This window comes from Pseudomonas sp. Wu6 (genome assembly GCF_019891515.1).
In the GTDB taxonomy this organism is placed as follows: domain Bacteria; phylum Pseudomonadota; class Gammaproteobacteria; order Pseudomonadales; family Pseudomonadaceae; genus Aquipseudomonas; species Aquipseudomonas orientalis_A.
On sequence record NZ_JAFLXH010000015.1, the window covers coordinates 77,140 to 92,605 of the forward strand.

14 protein-coding genes are annotated in these 15,466 nt (G+C 63.5%); 8 read left to right on the top strand and 6 right to left on the bottom strand.

Annotated features, from left to right (window positions below):
* The first annotated feature begins 51 nt into the window (after positions 1-51).
* The 6 genes from pbpC to J1G34_RS12850 all read left to right on the top strand — a co-directional run bounded on the left by pbpC (position 52) and on the right by J1G34_RS12850 (position 7,938).
* Complete coding sequence (pbpC, locus tag J1G34_RS12825; RefSeq protein ID WP_122737503.1) at positions 52-2,382, top strand: peptidoglycan glycosyltransferase PbpC; 2,331 nt, start codon at positions 52-54, stop codon at positions 2,380-2,382.
* A gap of 563 nt (positions 2,383-2,945) precedes the next feature.
* Positions 2,946-3,254: a MazG-like family protein gene (locus J1G34_RS12830; protein ID WP_003188211.1), complete on the top strand. Its 309-nt coding sequence runs from the start codon at positions 2,946-2,948 to the stop codon at positions 3,252-3,254.
* Positions 3,247-3,996 carry a methyltransferase gene (locus tag J1G34_RS12835; RefSeq protein ID WP_065894663.1) on the top strand — a complete coding sequence of 250 codons (750 nt, stop codon included), beginning with the start codon at positions 3,247-3,249 and terminating at the stop codon, positions 3,994-3,996. Before J1G34_RS12830 ends, J1G34_RS12835 begins: the two co-directional genes overlap by 8 nt.
* 24 nt (positions 3,997-4,020) lie before the next feature.
* Positions 4,021-4,623 (top strand): DUF4136 domain-containing protein, encoded by a 603-nt coding sequence (locus tag J1G34_RS12840; RefSeq protein WP_065886475.1) that lies wholly within the window; start codon positions 4,021-4,023, stop codon positions 4,621-4,623.
* Between the two features lie 44 nt (positions 4,624-4,667).
* Positions 4,668-5,225 (top strand): DUF4136 domain-containing protein, encoded by a 558-nt coding sequence (locus tag J1G34_RS12845; RefSeq protein ID WP_065897440.1) that lies wholly within the window; start codon positions 4,668-4,670, stop codon positions 5,223-5,225.
* Positions 5,226-5,952: 727 nt separating this feature from the next.
* Positions 5,953-7,938, top strand: a complete 1,986-nt coding sequence (locus J1G34_RS12850) for a pilus assembly protein TadG-related protein (protein ID WP_222994142.1) — start codon at positions 5,953-5,955, stop codon at positions 7,936-7,938.
* Here the strand turns inward: J1G34_RS12850 and J1G34_RS12855 are convergent.
* The gene (locus tag J1G34_RS12855) at positions 7,935-10,667 is read right to left on the bottom strand and encodes a PAS domain-containing sensor histidine kinase (protein WP_222994143.1); all 2,733 of its coding nucleotides are present in this window, start codon (positions 10,665-10,667) and stop codon (positions 7,935-7,937) included. The two genes, J1G34_RS12850 and J1G34_RS12855, sit on opposite strands and share 4 nt — an antisense overlap.
* Positions 10,664-11,104, bottom strand: coding sequence for a TadE family protein (locus J1G34_RS12860; protein WP_065886479.1), 441 nt, complete (start codon positions 11,102-11,104; stop codon positions 10,664-10,666). The genes J1G34_RS12855 and J1G34_RS12860 overlap by 4 nt, the downstream gene beginning before the upstream one ends.
* A gap of 75 nt (positions 11,105-11,179) precedes the next feature.
* Here J1G34_RS12860 and J1G34_RS12865 point away from each other — a divergent pair, with 75 nt between their 5' ends.
* Together J1G34_RS12865 and J1G34_RS27465 are read left to right on the top strand one after the other, a co-directional pair.
* Positions 11,180-11,650, top strand: a complete 471-nt coding sequence (locus J1G34_RS12865; RefSeq protein ID WP_177430146.1) for a prepilin peptidase — start codon at positions 11,180-11,182, stop codon at positions 11,648-11,650.
* Between the two features lie 125 nt (positions 11,651-11,775).
* Positions 11,776-12,558 carry a response regulator transcription factor gene (locus tag J1G34_RS27465; RefSeq protein ID WP_065897446.1) on the top strand — a complete coding sequence of 261 codons (783 nt, stop codon included), beginning with the start codon at positions 11,776-11,778 and terminating at the stop codon, positions 12,556-12,558.
* 126 nt (positions 12,559-12,684) lie between these two features.
* Here the strand turns inward: J1G34_RS27465 and J1G34_RS12875 are convergent, their stop codons facing one another.
* The 4 genes from J1G34_RS12875 to J1G34_RS12890 are packed head-to-tail and all read right to left on the bottom strand — an operon-like array spanning position 12,685 to position 15,463.
* A complete protein-coding gene (locus J1G34_RS12875; RefSeq protein WP_065886481.1) occupies positions 12,685-12,954 on the bottom strand; it encodes a DUF3613 domain-containing protein in 270 nt (89 codons plus the stop codon).
* 2 nt (positions 12,955-12,956) lie between these two features.
* Positions 12,957-13,676 (bottom strand): tetratricopeptide repeat protein, encoded by a 720-nt coding sequence (locus J1G34_RS12880; RefSeq protein WP_122482773.1) that lies wholly within the window; start codon positions 13,674-13,676, stop codon positions 12,957-12,959.
* A gap of 10 nt (positions 13,677-13,686) precedes the next feature.
* Positions 13,687-14,580 (bottom strand): type II secretion system F family protein, encoded by an 894-nt coding sequence (locus tag J1G34_RS12885; RefSeq protein ID WP_083205700.1) that lies wholly within the window; start codon positions 14,578-14,580, stop codon positions 13,687-13,689.
* A 1-nt stretch (position 14,581) separates the two neighbouring features.
* The gene (locus tag J1G34_RS12890) at positions 14,582-15,463 is read right to left on the bottom strand and encodes a type II secretion system F family protein (RefSeq protein ID WP_065894653.1); all 882 of its coding nucleotides are present in this window, start codon (positions 15,461-15,463) and stop codon (positions 14,582-14,584) included.
* Positions 15,464-15,466: the final 3 nt, after the last annotated feature.

The following is a 15,466-nucleotide window of genomic DNA, read 5'->3' on the forward strand; positions in this document are numbered from 1 at the left end:
TGGTCGTTGTTGCGACAGGCGAGTTCCCTGCAAGCATAGAGGTTTGCCCGGTTGAATTTGCGTTTTGTTGCTCGCTGGACACTGGTGAGCCTGTTGTTGGTCATTGCCCTGCTGTGGCTGGCCGACCGTATCTGGCCCTTGCCGTTGCCCCAGGACGACCTGGCCCGGGTGGTCCTGGCCGAGGATGGCACGCCATTGTGGCGCTTTGCCGATGCCGATGGCGTGTGGCGCTATCCGGTGCACACCCGCGAAGTCTCACCGTATTACCTGGACGCGGTGCTGACCTACGAAGACCGTTGGTTCTATCGCCACCCCGGGGTCAATCCGTTGGCGCTGGTGCGGGCGACGTGGCAGAACCTGACCGGCGCACGGGTGGTGTCGGGCGGCAGCACCTTGTCGATGCAGGTGGCGCGCTTGCTCGATCCGCATTCACGCACCCTGCAGGGCAAGTTGCGGCAACTCTGGCGTACCGCACAGCTGGAATGGCATCTGTCCAAGGACGAAATCCTCACCCTGTACCTGAACCGCGCGCCCTTCGGCGGCACGCTGCAGGGCGTGGCGGCGGCCAGTTGGGCCTATCTGGGCAAATCCCCGGCGCAACTGACCCACGCCGAAGCCGCCCTGCTCGCGGTATTGCCCCAGGCACCGAGCCGCCTGCGCCCGGACCGTCACCCGCAACGCGCCCAGCAGGCGCGGGACAAAGTGCTGCGCCGCCTCGCCGAGTTCCAGGTATGGCCGCAATCGGCGGTCGATGAAGCCCTGGAAGAACCGCTGCTGCTCGCGCCGCGCCTGGAACCGAGCCTGGCCCCCTTGCTGGCGCGGCGCCTGAACCGGCCGGACAGCCCGCCCTTGATCCGCACCACCGTGGACGCCACCCTGCAACGTCGCCTCGAAGACCTGCTGCTGGGCTGGCGTGCGCGTTTGCCCGAACATACCTCGGCGGCGATCCTGGTGGTGGAGGAGGAAACCATGGCCGTGCGCGCCTACCTCGGCTCGGTGGACATCAATGATGCCAAGCGTTTTGGCCATGTGGACATGATCAACGCGCTGCGCTCGCCCGGTTCCACCTTGAAACCCTTCCTCTATGGCATGGCCCTGGACGACGGCCTGATTCATTCCGAGTCCCTGCTGCAGGACGTGCCGCGCCGCTACGGCGATTACCGGCCGGGCAATTTCTCCATGGGCTTTACCGGGGCGGTGCCGGCGAGTACGGCGCTGTCCAGCTCGCTGAACCTGCCGGCGGTGCAATTGCTGGAAGCCTACGGGCCGAAACGCTTTGCCGCGCAGATGCGCATCGGCGGCATGCCGCTGGCGTTGCCGGCGCTGGCCGAGCCGAACCTGGCGTTGATCCTGGGCGGTGCCGGCAGTCGCCTGGAAGAGCTGGTCAGCGGCTACAGTGCATTGGCCCGCGACGGCAAGAGCGCCACCCTGCGCCTGCAGCCGGATGACGCGCTGCGCGAACGGCCATTGCTGTCGCCAGGGGCGGCCTGGATCGTGCGGCGTATCCTCAGCGGCCAGGCGCGCCCCGACCGCGACCCACGGGCCGAACTGGTGCAGCGCCCGACGCTGGCCTGGAAGACCGGCACCAGCTATGGCTTTCGTGATGCCTGGGCGATTGGTGTCGGCCCGCGTTATCTGATCGGCGTCTGGATCGGTCGTCCGGACGGCACGCCGGTGCCGGGGCAGTTTGGCCTGGCGTCGGCGGCGCCGTTGATGTTGCAGGTGCATGACGTACTGACCAACCGCGACAGCCAGCGCGGCATCAGCGCGCCCGTCAAGGCCGTGCCGGCCAATGTGGGCGTGGCGGCAATCTGTTGGCCGCTGGGCCAGCCGATGAGTCGCAGCGATCCCAACTGTCGTCGCCAGCGGTTTGCCTGGACACTGGATAACACCACGCCGCCGACGTTGCAGGCACTGGATCAGCCGTTGAGCGTGGGGTTGATGGAAAACCTCTGGGTCAACGCCAAGGGCTTGCGCGTGGACGCCCATTGCCCTGGCGCCGAACCGAAGCATATCGCCCTGTGGCCGGCGCCGCTGGAGCCCTGGCTGCCCAGGGTGGAGCGCCGTGAAGCACGCATCCCGGCCGCCGACCCGGAGTGCCCGCCGCCGGCACTGGCCGCCGCTTCGCCGTTGTCAATCGTGGGCGTGCGCGAGGGCGATCAACTGCGTTTGCCCGCTGCCAGTCAACAGGCCCTGCGCCTGAAAATCTCCGCGCTGGGCGGCAGCGGGCGGCGCTGGTGGTTTCTCAATGGCGCGCCGTTGGGGGATAGCGCCAATCAGGACAGCATCAATGCCAGCTTCGAGCGGTTGGGGCGCTATCAGCTCAGTGTGTTGGATGAGGCCGGGCAGACTGCCAGGCTTGAGTTCAGTGTTGTGGATTAGGGCCTCATCGGGGGCAAGTCGAATCGTCGCACCGCTCCTCCCACAATTTTGATCTGTGAACACTTTTCAAATGTGGGAGGGGGCTTGCCCCCGATGGCGGCCTCTGGGCTGGCCAGGATGCTGGATTGGAACGAGTACATATCCGTTTCTGCGGTAACGGCTGCTATGGGTTCCGCTTTTACAGCGGCTCACTTTTGAAAAGCGCAAAAGTAAGCAAAACGCTCTTGCCCCACCACTCGGCACCTCGCTTAGGCTCGGTGTGCCCTCTCTCCGGCTTGAATCCGTGGGCCGCCGCAATGGGCCATCCATGGCCCAGTGCGGCTAACCCGGCGTCCTGCCGGGTTGCCCACGGATTCAAGCCTGCGTTCGGCCAGCGTGGTTTAACGGGGCGCCTGAGATCAAGATCAAAAGCAGATCAAGAGCAAGAGCGGCTCGCTTCGCATCGTGGTTACGGTTGGGCGCTGCTGAGTTGTGTAGATACCTATGCTCATCGGGGGCAACACCGCTATTCACTTGCCTTCACTCCCCATCCCCCTGAAGCTATACCCATTCAGGAGCCCCCAATGAACCTCGAACACCTCACCGAACGCTTGCACCGCATCCGCGATACCAACGACTGGAAGCAATTCCACAGCCCGAAAAACCTGGCCATGGCCGCCAGTGTGGAAATGGCCGAGCTGGTCGAGATTTTCCAATGGCTGACCGAAGACCAGTCGCGCCAATTGCCGGCCGATAAGCTCGCTCATGCCGGCCAGGAAGTCGGCGATATCGTGCTGTACCTGCTATTGCTGTGCAGTGAGCTGGGCCTGGACATGAACGAAGTGGTGCGCGCCAAGCTGGCCGACAGCGAACGGCGGTTTGCCCATGAGTGATCGACATTTCGACCAGCTGGCCACGCGCTTCGCCGAGAAAATCTATGGCGGTGCCAAGGGTGCGATCCGCCTGGCGGTGTTGCAGGCCGATCTCGCCGAGGCGTTGCCGGATCGCCCGTTGCGCGTGCTGGATATCGGCGCGGGGTTGGGGCATATGTCGTTGTGGCTGGCCGAGCGTGGCCATCAGGTGACCCTGGCCGAGCCTGCCGCGCCCATGCTCGACGGCGCGCGCCAGCGTTTTGCCGATGCCGGGCAGAGCGCCACGTTCATCCAGGCGCCCTGGCAAGACTTGCTCGGCCAGCTCACCGAGCCCTACGATCTGGTGCTGTGCCACGCCGTGCTGGAATGGCTGGCCGAGCCCCATGCGATCCTGCCGGTGCTGCATCAATTGACGCTGCCCGGCGGTTGGTTGTCCCTGGCGTTCTATAACCGCGATGCGCTGATCTACCGCAACCTGCTCAAGGGCCACTTTCGCAAGATGCGCAGGAACGATATGGCCGGCGAAAAGCAGAGCCTCACGCCGCAACAGCCACTGGACCCAAGGGAATTGGCGGCGCAACTCGAAGGGCTGTGGCAGGTCGAAAGCCAAAGTGGCGTGCGCGTGTTCCATGACTATATGCCGGTGGAATTCCAGGCGCGCGCCGAGCTGCAGGATCTGTTGGAGATGGAACTCGCTCACCGTCGTCACCCAAGCTTTGCCGGACTTGGGCGTTATTTGCACTGGGTGTGCCGTCCGGTTTAAGCAGCCCAGTCTGCGGAGGTCGAAATGCGTCGTCTCTGTTTGATCCTGTTGTCCCTTGGGCTGGGCGCCTGCTCCAGCCCTAACCCCTACGTGGCCGCGTCGGCGCCAATGCCGCCGGCCCCGGCCCAGGCGGCCACCACCTTTGATGCCAGCGCTTACCCGGCGCCGGTGCGCGACTATGGCGCCTACCGCAATTGGGCCTGGCGCAACGGCCAGTTGCCGGCCGGCACTGCCTGGGCGGATTCGGCCCAGGTGGCCGAAGCCGTCAGCGGTGCGCTGGACCAGCGCGGCCTGCGTCCGGTGCATGACACGCGTGCGCCGGACCTGCTGGTCAGCGCCGATGTGCGCCTGGAGAAGCGTCTGCGCCAGGTCCAGGACGATTATGGCTACGGTTATGGCGGCTACAACCGCTATGGCAATGGCTACGGCATGTACAACTCGGTGCCGATGGTGCGTACCTATGAAGTGCAGGTCGTGGTGGTGCGCGTCAATCTGTTCGACGCCCGCAGCGGCCAGCCGGTGTGGAGCGCTAGTGCCGAAACGGGCAGCCAGGGTAGCCTCAGCGAGCGCGCTGATGCGTTGCGCCAGGCGGTGCAGAAGGCGATGACGGCGTATCCTCCGCGTTAACCGCTATGCTCAACTGAAGCCGGACCGATCATCGGAGAACCCTCATGTTTCGTCGTATCGCTACGCTTGCCGTTGTCCTGCTGCTGGGCGGTTGCCAGAGTAATCAGGTCAATCATGACTTTGACGCCAGCCGCGACTTTGGCGCCTACCGTAACTGGGCCTGGAAAGAGCCGGCGCTGCAATATCGTCCGGATGATCCGCGTATCAAGAGCGACCTCACCGAGCAGCGTATTCGCCAGGCGGTGGGCGAGCAGCTTGACCAGCGCGGTCTGCGCCTCGCCGGGCCCGGTAGCAAGGCCGACCTCTCTGTGCAGGCCTATCTGATCGTCGAGGACCGTCAGCAACAGGTCACCACTAATTACGGCGGTGCCTGGGGCGGGCCGTGGAATGGGTATTGGGGGGCGCCGATGTATAACGAAACGCGCAGCATCTCTTACAAGGTGGCGACGCTGCAGATTGATTTGCTCGATGGCAGGGACGGTAAGTTGGTGTGGCGGGGCAGTGATGAGCAGATCATGGCCAGTTCGCCGAATCCGCAGGACCGGAGTAATGCCATTCGCAGCACGGTGGCCAGGATTCTTGCCAACTATCCGCCGCGGTAACGGCCTGCTCGGTTAAATGTGGGAGGGGCGGTGCGACGATTCGACTTGCCCCCGATGGCGGCCTCAGGGCCGACCAGGGTGCTGGATTGGAACGAGTACATATCCGTTTCTGCGGTCACGGCCACTTAGGGTTCCGCCCTGACGGCGGCTCACTTTTGAAAAGCGCAAAAGTAAGCAAAACGCTCTTGCCCCACCACTCGGCACCTCGCCTAGGCTCGGTGTGCCCGAACGCAGGCTTGAATCCGTGGGCCGCCGCCACGCGCCATCCATGGCGCGGGGCGGCTAACCCGGCGTCCTGCCGGGTTACCCACGGATTCAAGCCTGCGTTCGGCCAGCGTGGTTTAACGGGGCTCCTAAGATCAAAAGCAAAAGCGCGGCGGCCTTAGAGCCGACCGGTATCTTGTGTCGATCCCGGTGCAAATGTGGGAGGGGGCTCGCCCCCGATGGCGGCCTCTGGGCCGACCAGGATGCTGGGGGCATATCCGCTCCTGCGTTCAGCCAGCATGGTTTGACGGGGCGCTTGAGATCAAAAGCAGATCAAGATCAAGAGCGACTCGCTTCGCATCGTGGTTAGCGTTGACGGCTATAGCCTGCGAAGTTGTGTAGATATTGTTAATCGGGGCAACCCCCTTCCACATTGACCCTTGCCAGCCGCCACTCTTGTCTACACTCATCCATACCCTCAGGAGCGTAAACGCTCGGCGACGCGCCGGCACAGGAGTGCTCGATGTCTCCCCGATTTCATGGCAAGCAACGTGGCGCTATCGGTCTGATGGCCGTTGGTGTGTTGGCGCTGGTGTTGGCGTTTACTTTGCTGGCGGTGGACAGCGGGCGGCTTTATCTGGAGAAGCGCCGGCTGCAGGGAGTGGCGGATACGGCAGCGCTGGAAGCGGTCAGCCGCAGCGGCACTTGTGCGGCGGGTTTGAGCGCGGCGGCGTTTGCGGCGCAAAGTGTGGCACGCAATCACTTTGTTGTGGGTAGCGGTAATACCTTGGTCACCCGCTGCGGCGCGGTAACCACGGCGGCTTCCGGCCGACGGGTGTTTGCTGCCAACCCGGCGCTGTCGTCAGCCATTGAGGTGGTGGTCGGCAAAACCGTGCCCACCAGCGTGGCCGGTGGCATCTGGTCGATGATGTCGGGTAACTCGGTCAACCTCAATACCCGGTTGAGCGCGACGGCAGTGGCGGCCAAACCCACCCCGCCGATCGCGCAGTTGAGCATCAGGAGCACGTTGGTCAATTTTGATACCGCCAGTGCCAGCATGATGAACGCGGTGTTCAGTGGGCTGCTCGGTGGTGGGGTCAATGTTTCTGTGCTCGGCTGGAACGGCCTGCTCAACAGCAATATCAATATGCTCAGTTACCTCGATCAATTGGCCGTCGACCTGCATGTCACCGCCGGCGACTACACCCAACTGCTGAGCACCACGGTGAGCGCCTCGCAATTGGTTCAGGCGGCAATCACCGTGTTGGGCAGCGACCCGTTGACGCTGGATGCGGTCACCGCGCTGGGCGCTATCAAAGGGGCGACGCTCAACAATCCGTTGCCGCTCACACTGGGCAAAATCCTGCAACTGCAGACGGGTATCACCGCCGCCGCGCTGAATGCCAATCTTCAGCTGTTTCAGCTGGTCCAGGGCGTGGTGCAACTGGCCGGCAACCAGAGCGCGGCGGCGGTGACGCTGCCCGTCAGCCTGTTGGGGCTGGCCAATATCACCACGCAGATCAAAGTCATGGAGCCGCCGCAGTTATCGGCCATCGGCAATCCGATGCTGGCGGCGGCCAACCCGTTGGGCCCGAATAAAATTTACGTGCGCACCGCCCAACTGCGCACGCAGATAACCGTGAGTTTGCCGGTGCTCGGCAGCCTGTCCGGCTTGACCGCGGCGGTGAATGACCTGGTGGGGCCGCTGACACCGGTCCTCAGCGGCCTGTTGAGCTTGAACCTGGTGACCACGATTAACTCCACGCTTTGCCTGTTGGGCGCCGGTTGCCAACAGTTGGACGTGCTGGCACTGCCGGGCAACCTGCCGCTGAAGATTGTGCTGGATGCCGGCGGCGCCAGCAGCTATGTCACCGCCTATAGCTGCCCGGCGGCAGGCGCGGGCGCCAAGAGCTTGACGGCCTACACCACCACCTCGGCGGCATCGCTGAACGTGGGCAATATCAGCAATGCATTTTCATCCACACAGCCAATGACCGTGGAGCCGTTGGCCTTGATCGATTTCGGCATCAAGACGTGCCATAAGATCCTCGGCATCGGCAGTTGCGACCCTCGTATACCGTTTGCGGGGGGCGGCGTCGGGATCAAGGTGCAAAGCCCGATTGCGGGCAGCAACAGTATCCAGAACCTGGTGTTTTCCAGCACCACGCCCTTTGCCATGCCCGCCAATGTGGGGCTTGCTCCCAGCTATCAAACGTTCGCACCGGCCACCAACCTGGTCAGTGGCCTTACCACAGCCCTCAATGGCGTCGGCATTACTGCTTATCAACCGGTGGGGAGCAACCCCTTGGGAAGCGTGATCGCCGGCACGGTGTCGTTGCTCAGCGGCGTCAGCACGCTGGTGACGCCCATGTTGAACAATGTGCTGAGCCCGCTGCTCAATCCGATCCTCAACAACCTGTTGAGCAGCTTGGGTATCAGCCTGGCAAGCGTGACCGTGGGCGCCAACCTGAGCTGCGGCCAGACCGGCGAGGCCTATCTGGTGATTTAAGCGTCGGCGACCCTGGGCAGTTCCACGCAGAACCGCGCGCCGTGTTCGCCGTTGCTGACGCTGAGGCGTCCGCCCATGTTTTCAACGATACCGTAGCTCACCGACAGGCCCAGCCCGGTCCCCACGCCAATCGGCTTGGTGGTGAAGAACGGCTCGAAGATGCGCTCCAGCAATCGCGGGTCAATGCCGCCGCCGTTGTCTTCGACCCAGATGCGCACGTGGCGGCTGTCGTGTTCGGTGTGCAGCGCGATGCATGGGCGCAGGTCCGGGTGCTTTTCCTTCAGGCTCAATAGCGCATCGCGGGCATTGACCATCAGGTTGATCAGCACTTGCTCCAGCTGGTCGGCGTAGCCTGTGACCTGCACAGGCGTATCGGCCTGGGTCAGTTTGATCTCCACGCCCTTGCCACGTAGGCCTTCGCTGAGCAGTGACAGGGTACCTTCCACCGCCTGCGCCGGGTCGAAGGGGTGCTGCTCGACTTCCGAGCGGCGGCCGAATACGCGCATGTGGTCCACCACCCGCGCCGCGCGTTGTACCTGCGCGTCAATGCGCTGGAGTTTCTCCGTCAGGTAGTCGATCTGCGCGTCGCCATTGCCCAGGCGCTTGAGTACGTTGACGATGGCCATGCGCATCACGTTCAGCGGCTGGTTGATCTCATGGGCCAGGCCGGTGGCCATTTCGCCGAGGGTGGCCATTTTCGCGCTTTGCGTCAGTTGCTGCTGGGAGCGCCGCACTTCGGTGTTGTCGCGGCCCACGGCCTGCACTTCGAGCAGATTGCCGTGTTCGTCGAACACGCCACGGTCCGACCACACCCACCAGGCATGCTCGCGCCCGGGCAGTTGCAGGCTGATTTCCGCCGTGCTCACGGGAAATTCCGGCGTCAGTTGCTCGATGCGCAGCATGAACGCCGCGCGTTGCTCGGGCGATAACCAGTGCCCCAGGTTCTGCCCCGGCAATTGGCCGGGCAGGCACTCCAGGTAGTTGGCCAGGGGCGTATTACCAAAGGTCAGGGTCAGGTCCGGACGGTAGCGGCAGATCATCGCCGGGGAGTCTTCCACGAGGATGCGGTAGCGTTCCTCGCTGTCCTTGACCTGTTGCGCGGCCAGGGTGGCCTCGGTGACGTCCAGCCACAGGCCGACCGCCTCCACCGGCAGGCCGAGGTCGTCGCGCAGCAACTTGGCTTCGTCGAGCAGCCAGTGGTAGTCGCCGTGTTTATCCTGGACCCGGTAGCGGCTGCGCACACTGCCTTCGCGCAGCAGTTGGCGCGTACGCTGGAAGTACAGGTCGCGGTCATCCGGGTGGACCCATTGCACCAGGCTGTCGTGGCTGCATTCGGCGAGCGTGCGGCCCAGCAGCGGCAGCAGGCTGTCGCTGAAAAACACCGGCTCCAGGGCGCCTTTTACGTAGCGCTGCACATAGATCACCGCCGGCGAGCTGGCGATCAGGTTGTCCAGGCGTGCGTGGGCGGCGTCAGCTTGCAGTTGCTGGTTCTTGACGTCGCTGATATCGAGCATGAAGCCGATCCAGCGGCGCTGCTCACCGGCGCCCAGGGCCTGGCCCTGCACGCGGTACCAGGTGGGGGGCTGGTCGCTGTCGCCACGGTTGAGGCGCACGCTGGCGAGCAAGGGTTTGCCGAGGGTCTGCAAGTCGTGCAGGCGGCTGTGCAGTTCCTGGCGATCGGCCGGGTGGATGAGGTTCAGCCAGGTTTCCAAGGGTTGACGGGTAGGGCTTTCTTCGCCGCTCAGGTTGCGCATCAATTGCGGTGCGAGCTGGATCTCGCCGCCGGCGGGCAGCAATTCCCACCAGCCGGTGCCCAGCAAACCCTGCAGGGCTTCCTGGCGTTCCAGTTGCAGATGGTGGTGCTGTTCACGCAGACGGCTGAGCAGCGGGGCGGCGAGGGCGGCGGCGAGGTTCAGCCAGTCGCGCTCGTGTGTGTCGGCTTCACCGCTGAAGGCTGCGCACAACAGCCACGCGGCGACACCCTGGGCATCGCGGTAGGGCACCAGGAAACCGTCGGCATTGCCGAACACGCTGTGCAGCCGCGGGTGCTCCCCGTGACCGTAAGTGGCGTGCAGGCTCAAGGGAACGGTGCCGTCGAGGCTGTCCAGGCACGTGCCTAGGCGCTGCCCGGTGTGCCACAACTGCGGCGCGTCATGTTGGGCGTAGTGGCTGTAGATCACCCAGGCCTGGTCCTCTTGATCAACAAGCGCCAGGGCGATACACGGGATTCGCCAACGCTGCGCCACGCTGCACAGTTGGTCGTTGAACACATCGGGCAAGCGGCTGAGGCTGCACACGCGCAATTGCTCGCTGGCCTGACTGGTCAATTGCTGATTCTGTTCACGCTGTTCGGCCAGTCGTCGGCCGCTGAGCAGATCGCCGATATCCACCGCATGCAGCCGCCATTCATTGTCGTGCGGCTCGAGGGTGGCACGGGTGTGCAGCACCTGCCCGGCGATGCCCTGGAAATCCAGGTCAAGGCTATGGCGCTGCCAGTCGGCTGGGACGCCCTCCACCGCCAGGGCGCTATGGGCGCGCAGCAAGGCTCGCAGCGGCGCCGCCTCGGCATGGGGCGCCAGCTGTGAGCGCAGTGTGCCGCTGATACCGAGCACCTGGCCTTGCGCATCCAGTTGCACCTGCAAACCGGCCGAAGGCGGCGCAGCGGGAACGATCGCCAGCGCAGCGCTACGACCAAGCAAACGCCCGAACAGCGTGTCCCCCGAAGTCAAAACTGCAAGCTCGACTGGGCCCGCAGCGTCGCCGGCAACTGCGGCACGCTGCCAATGCCGGGCAGCACGATGAAGGGCATCACCGCCTGTAGATTGGCTGAGGGATAGTCGATCTGTACCGACAGCAGGCCATTCACGAACGTGGTGCTGACATGGGTTGCCGCATCGAAGTGATAGGCGCTGGGGATCCACTTCAGACGGTCGCTGATTGCGCTTCTGGCGGTGGTTTGCACGGCACTGCTGTAGCCCTGCATCGCCGGGTCGAGCCCCACGCTGAGGCGTACCGCTTCGGCGGTGGCCTGGTTGAACGACTGCAGCAACAGCAGCGGCAGGCTATAGCTGACCATGCCGTAGAACACCGCGAAAAAAATCACGAAGACGGCCACGAACTCGATCGCGGCTGTGCCTTTCTGCTTGTGGGGGAGGCTAGTTTTCATCACCGCGTCTACCCTGACGGCTACTACTTGATATCAGCATAGAATCAATCAGCGAAAAGGCAGGTTTTTTACGTGATCCAGGGTGTGGTGGTGATGGTGTGGTTGGTGGTGTGTGCGGTGCAGGACACGCGGCAGCGATTGCTCGCCAACCGCCTGACGCTGGGGGTTGCATTGCTGGGCGGGGTCTACTTGTTCTGGACCGGCAGCACCTGGCTCGGTGCCTCGGTCGGCCAAGGCCTGTGGGCATTTGTGCTGGCGCTGCTGTTGACCTTGCCGGGTTACGCCCTGGGCCGTCTCGGCGCCGGGGATGTGAAGCTGCTCGCAGCCTTGGCATTGATTTCGGACGCCGAGTATTTATTGGGTGCGTTTATCGGCGCCACCCTGGCGAGTGTGCTCTGGCTGTTGCTGGCGCCAAAGCTCTGGCCGCTTATGGGTCAAAGGCTTACAAATTGCCTCGGGCACCTGGCCCCCGAACCGTCAAAAAAACTGCCGTTTGCGCCCTTCCTGCTGGTGGGATTTACGCTGGTCTGGTTTTGGATCCACTGAGCGCCGCAGGGCTCTGGCGCTATGTACAGAGTCGGGAAGTACGTCTACGTTTAATAAGGCGTTGTATAGGAATTGAGTGGTTTGAGGATGGGTCAATCTTTGGCTTGCCAGGCATGGAGTAGCGCGTGAACAAGCTTAATTCTGCGGTAAAAGTGCTCGTGGTCGACGATCAGCCGCTGATCGTGGAAGAGCTGTGTGAGTTTCTTGAAAGCAGCGGGTTCCGTTGTGTCCCCTGTGAGTCCAGTCAGCAAGCCTTGAAACGCTTTGGCGAAGACAGTGAAATCGGGTTGGTGCTGTGCGATCTGCATATGCCGGGCATGGACGGCATCGAGTTGGTCCAGGCGCTGCAAAAGATTGCCGGCAGGCAGCGGGTGTTCGAGTCGATCATGTTGACCGGGCGCTCCGACAAGCAGGACGTGATCAAGGCCCTGCGCGCCGGCATTGCGGACTACTACCAGAAGCCAATCAATCTGGACGAATTGCTCGAAGGTTTGCAGCGCCAGGAAGTCGCGTTGCAGGAGCGCAGGAAAGACCTGCAACTGGGCAACCTGAACCAGAAGCTGCAATTTCTCTCCGAAACGATCGACGACCTGTACCAGGACCTCGATAAAGTGCGGCGCAGTCCGGCTGGGCCGGACGCTGAAGAGGCCTCGACGCAGGAGGCGGGCCAGGTTGAAATGCCTGCGATTTTCCACCAGTTGTCACCGCGCCAACTGGACGTGGCCAGGCTGGTCGGAAAGGGGCAGACCAATTATCAGATTGCCTGCGAACTGGGAATAACCGAGAACACCGTCAAGCTGTATGTTTCCCAGGTGCTGCGGCTGACGCATATGCATAACCGCACGCAGTTGGCGCTGGCGCTGGCGCCCAACAACGCGGCGATGCGCCAGCGGGTGACGGCGCACTGAGAGGCAACGGGTCAATGTAGGAGCGAGCTTGCTCGCGAAAAACGTCAACGATAACGCGTGTTTTCTGAATGAACGCGGCGCCTGTGAGTTTTTCGCGAGCAAGCTCGCTCCTACATTTTTGCGTGCTCAGTTGCCGCCCTCGGTTTTTCCGCCGACTTTTTGCTCGAAAAACTCCGGAATCTCATGCTTGAAGCTGTCCACCCAGCGCTGCGCGGCCAGGTCGCGTTCGGCGGCGGAGGCTGCCTGTGGCGTGGTGGATGCCGCTCGGCCACTGACCTGCAGGGCCAGCCAGTCCTCCGTGGCGGCCTGCTGCGGGGAGGACGGGCCAGGCTCGATGGCCATGACGCTGAGGGGCAGGGCCAGCGCGGCGAGGCTGGCAAGACAGGGCAGTTTCATTGTCAATTCCTCGGGTTGCTATGGGCTTCACTGACCGTGGCGATCTGATCCTTGGCCTTTGCGGCCTTGACGCTTGAGGCCTTGAGTTGCTCGGCGCGGGCCTGGGCCTGGGTGACTTGTTCGGGGCCCAGGCCTGTCTGGCTGACCACCTGCGCGGCCTGCTTCCAGTTGTCTTGATAGATCAGCAGCGTCACCAGATTGATGGCCGCCAGCGGGTCACTCTGCTTGAGCTCCATGGCGGTCATGAATTCAAACCGTGCATCTTCCAGGCGCAGTTGGTTGAGGTACACCACGCCCAGGTCATTGCGGATTTTCTCGTCGGTGGGCGCCAGCCGCGCCGCGCGCTGCAAATGGGCCATGGCCAGGCTGTTGTCGCCTTTGGCCGCGGCCATTTGCCCCAGGCCGTGTTCGCCTTCGGCGGCCATGCAGGTGCCGAGCAGGCTGCGGTACAGCGGCTCGGCGCTGCGCCCGAGCAAGCGATACGCCTTGGCCTGGCGCAGGCGCACCTGGGGCAAACTGGCCGGCAGTGTGTGCAGGTTGGCCAGGCTGGCGTGCAGTTTGCCGTCGTTGGCCATTTCATCGGCCAGGTTCAACGACAGCGTCTGTTCGGCGTCGGGCTTGGGGCAACTGCCGGGGGCCGTCAGGGCGCTCCAGGGGGTTTGACCATCGGTGGCGCAACCACCGAGCAGCACCAGGCTCAAACCGGCGATCAAGGCTTTCATCGAGGATTCCTCATAAGTTACTCAAGGCCCGGGTGATGCCGATGAATGCCGGCCCCCCGAGCACGATCAGCAAGGCGGGAAACAGAAACACCATCATCACCACCGACATCTTCGCTGACATCTTCGACACAAATTCCTGGATGCGGGTCAGGCGCCGGTCGTCGAGCAATTGCTTGAGCGCCAGCAACGACTTCATCGCGCCGGCGCCCTGATGAACCAGTTGCTGGAGGATGATGCAGGTGTCGGTGAACTCGTCCACGGCCAGCAGCCTGGCGGTCTTGCCCAACTCTTCACTGAGCTCAAGGCCGGAGTCGACCCGGTTCAGGATCAGCCGCAATTCATGGGTCAGCGCCGGCAGCAGGCGTTGCGCTTCGATGCTCAATACACGCAGCGCCTGTTCGACCGCCATGCCCGATTCGAACAGGATGCGCAGCAGCGGAATGAACGTCGAGACTTCCTGGGAGATGCGCTGCTGGCGGGCCTTGGCCACGCTGGCCAGGATGCGTTTGGGCAACAGGTAGCCGATGCCGAGCGCGATCAGGGGCACCAGCCATGGCGAGTCGCCCTTGGGAAACAGCACCTGCTGCGTGATCAGGGTCACGATCAGCAGCAGCACCGGCGTGCCGATCTGGAAGGCGGCGAACATCGAGCGCTGGTTGGCTTTGCGCCAACCCACGCGGTTGAGCAGGGTCTGGGTTTCGTTGTCCAGGCTGATCGAGCGTTGCGCCAGCGGGCTGTTGCCCAAGTGCCGCATCATCGCACCGAGACGGTGTTCGCGACCCATCCGGCCTTGCAGGCGCTGGGCAACCAGGCGCTGACCACGCCGATGTTTGATCAGGTTGGCCAGCACCAGCGCCAGGGCGGCCAGAAACAACACGGCGCTGATCAGCAATGAAATAGCCATCTCATACGCTCCGCAACATGCGCCACAGGGTGAAGCAGCCGAGCACCTGCATGATCAGGGCGACGAACAACAGCAGGCGGCCGGTGCCGTCGTTCCACATGGTCATCAGGTAGTCCGGGTTGACCGCCAGGAAATAGCCCACCATCGAAATGGGCAACGCGGTGAGCACGTAGGCGGTCACCCGGGTTTCGCCGGTCAGGGCGCGCAGCTGGCGCGCGGCTTGCTCGCGCTCGCGGATCATCTTGATCAGGTTTTCCAACAGCTCGCTGGCATTGCCGCCGTAGCGGTGATTGACCTTCAAGCCCAGGGCGAACAGACGGAACTCGTCGCGTTCGTAGAATTCGGCGAAATCGTGGGCGGACTCCGGCAGGCTGACGCCCAGTTGCACGTTGCGCCGCATTCGGCCCATGGCATTTTTCAGCGGGTCTTCGGCCACCTCGATACCGCCCAGCACCGCGTCGGCCAGGGTGCGTCCGGCCTTGAGACTGCGCACGGTGTGGTCGAGCAATGGCGGCAGTTGCTCGATCATGCGTTTGATCCGGCGCTGGTAACGCCAGGCGAGGTACAGGCGCAGCAGCACGGGCGGCAGCAGCAGCATCACCAGCAGGCCGAGCCAACCGGCGAGCATCACCCCCAGCACGGCGCCCAGGCCCCAGGCGGTCAGCCACAGGCGCAGGTTGTCACTGGGTTTACCCAGGCCGGCGCGCAGGAACATGCGTTCCACGCCGCTCCAGGAAGCGCTTTCTTCGACGAGCTGCGGCTGGCCTTCGGCGAGGCGGTCCAGCACGCGTTCGGTACGGGCGCGGCGCAAGCCGTTCTGGAATGAGCGGACCGACAGGCCGATCAGGATCAGGCAGATGCACAGCAGGATGGCCCCGGTCATGCT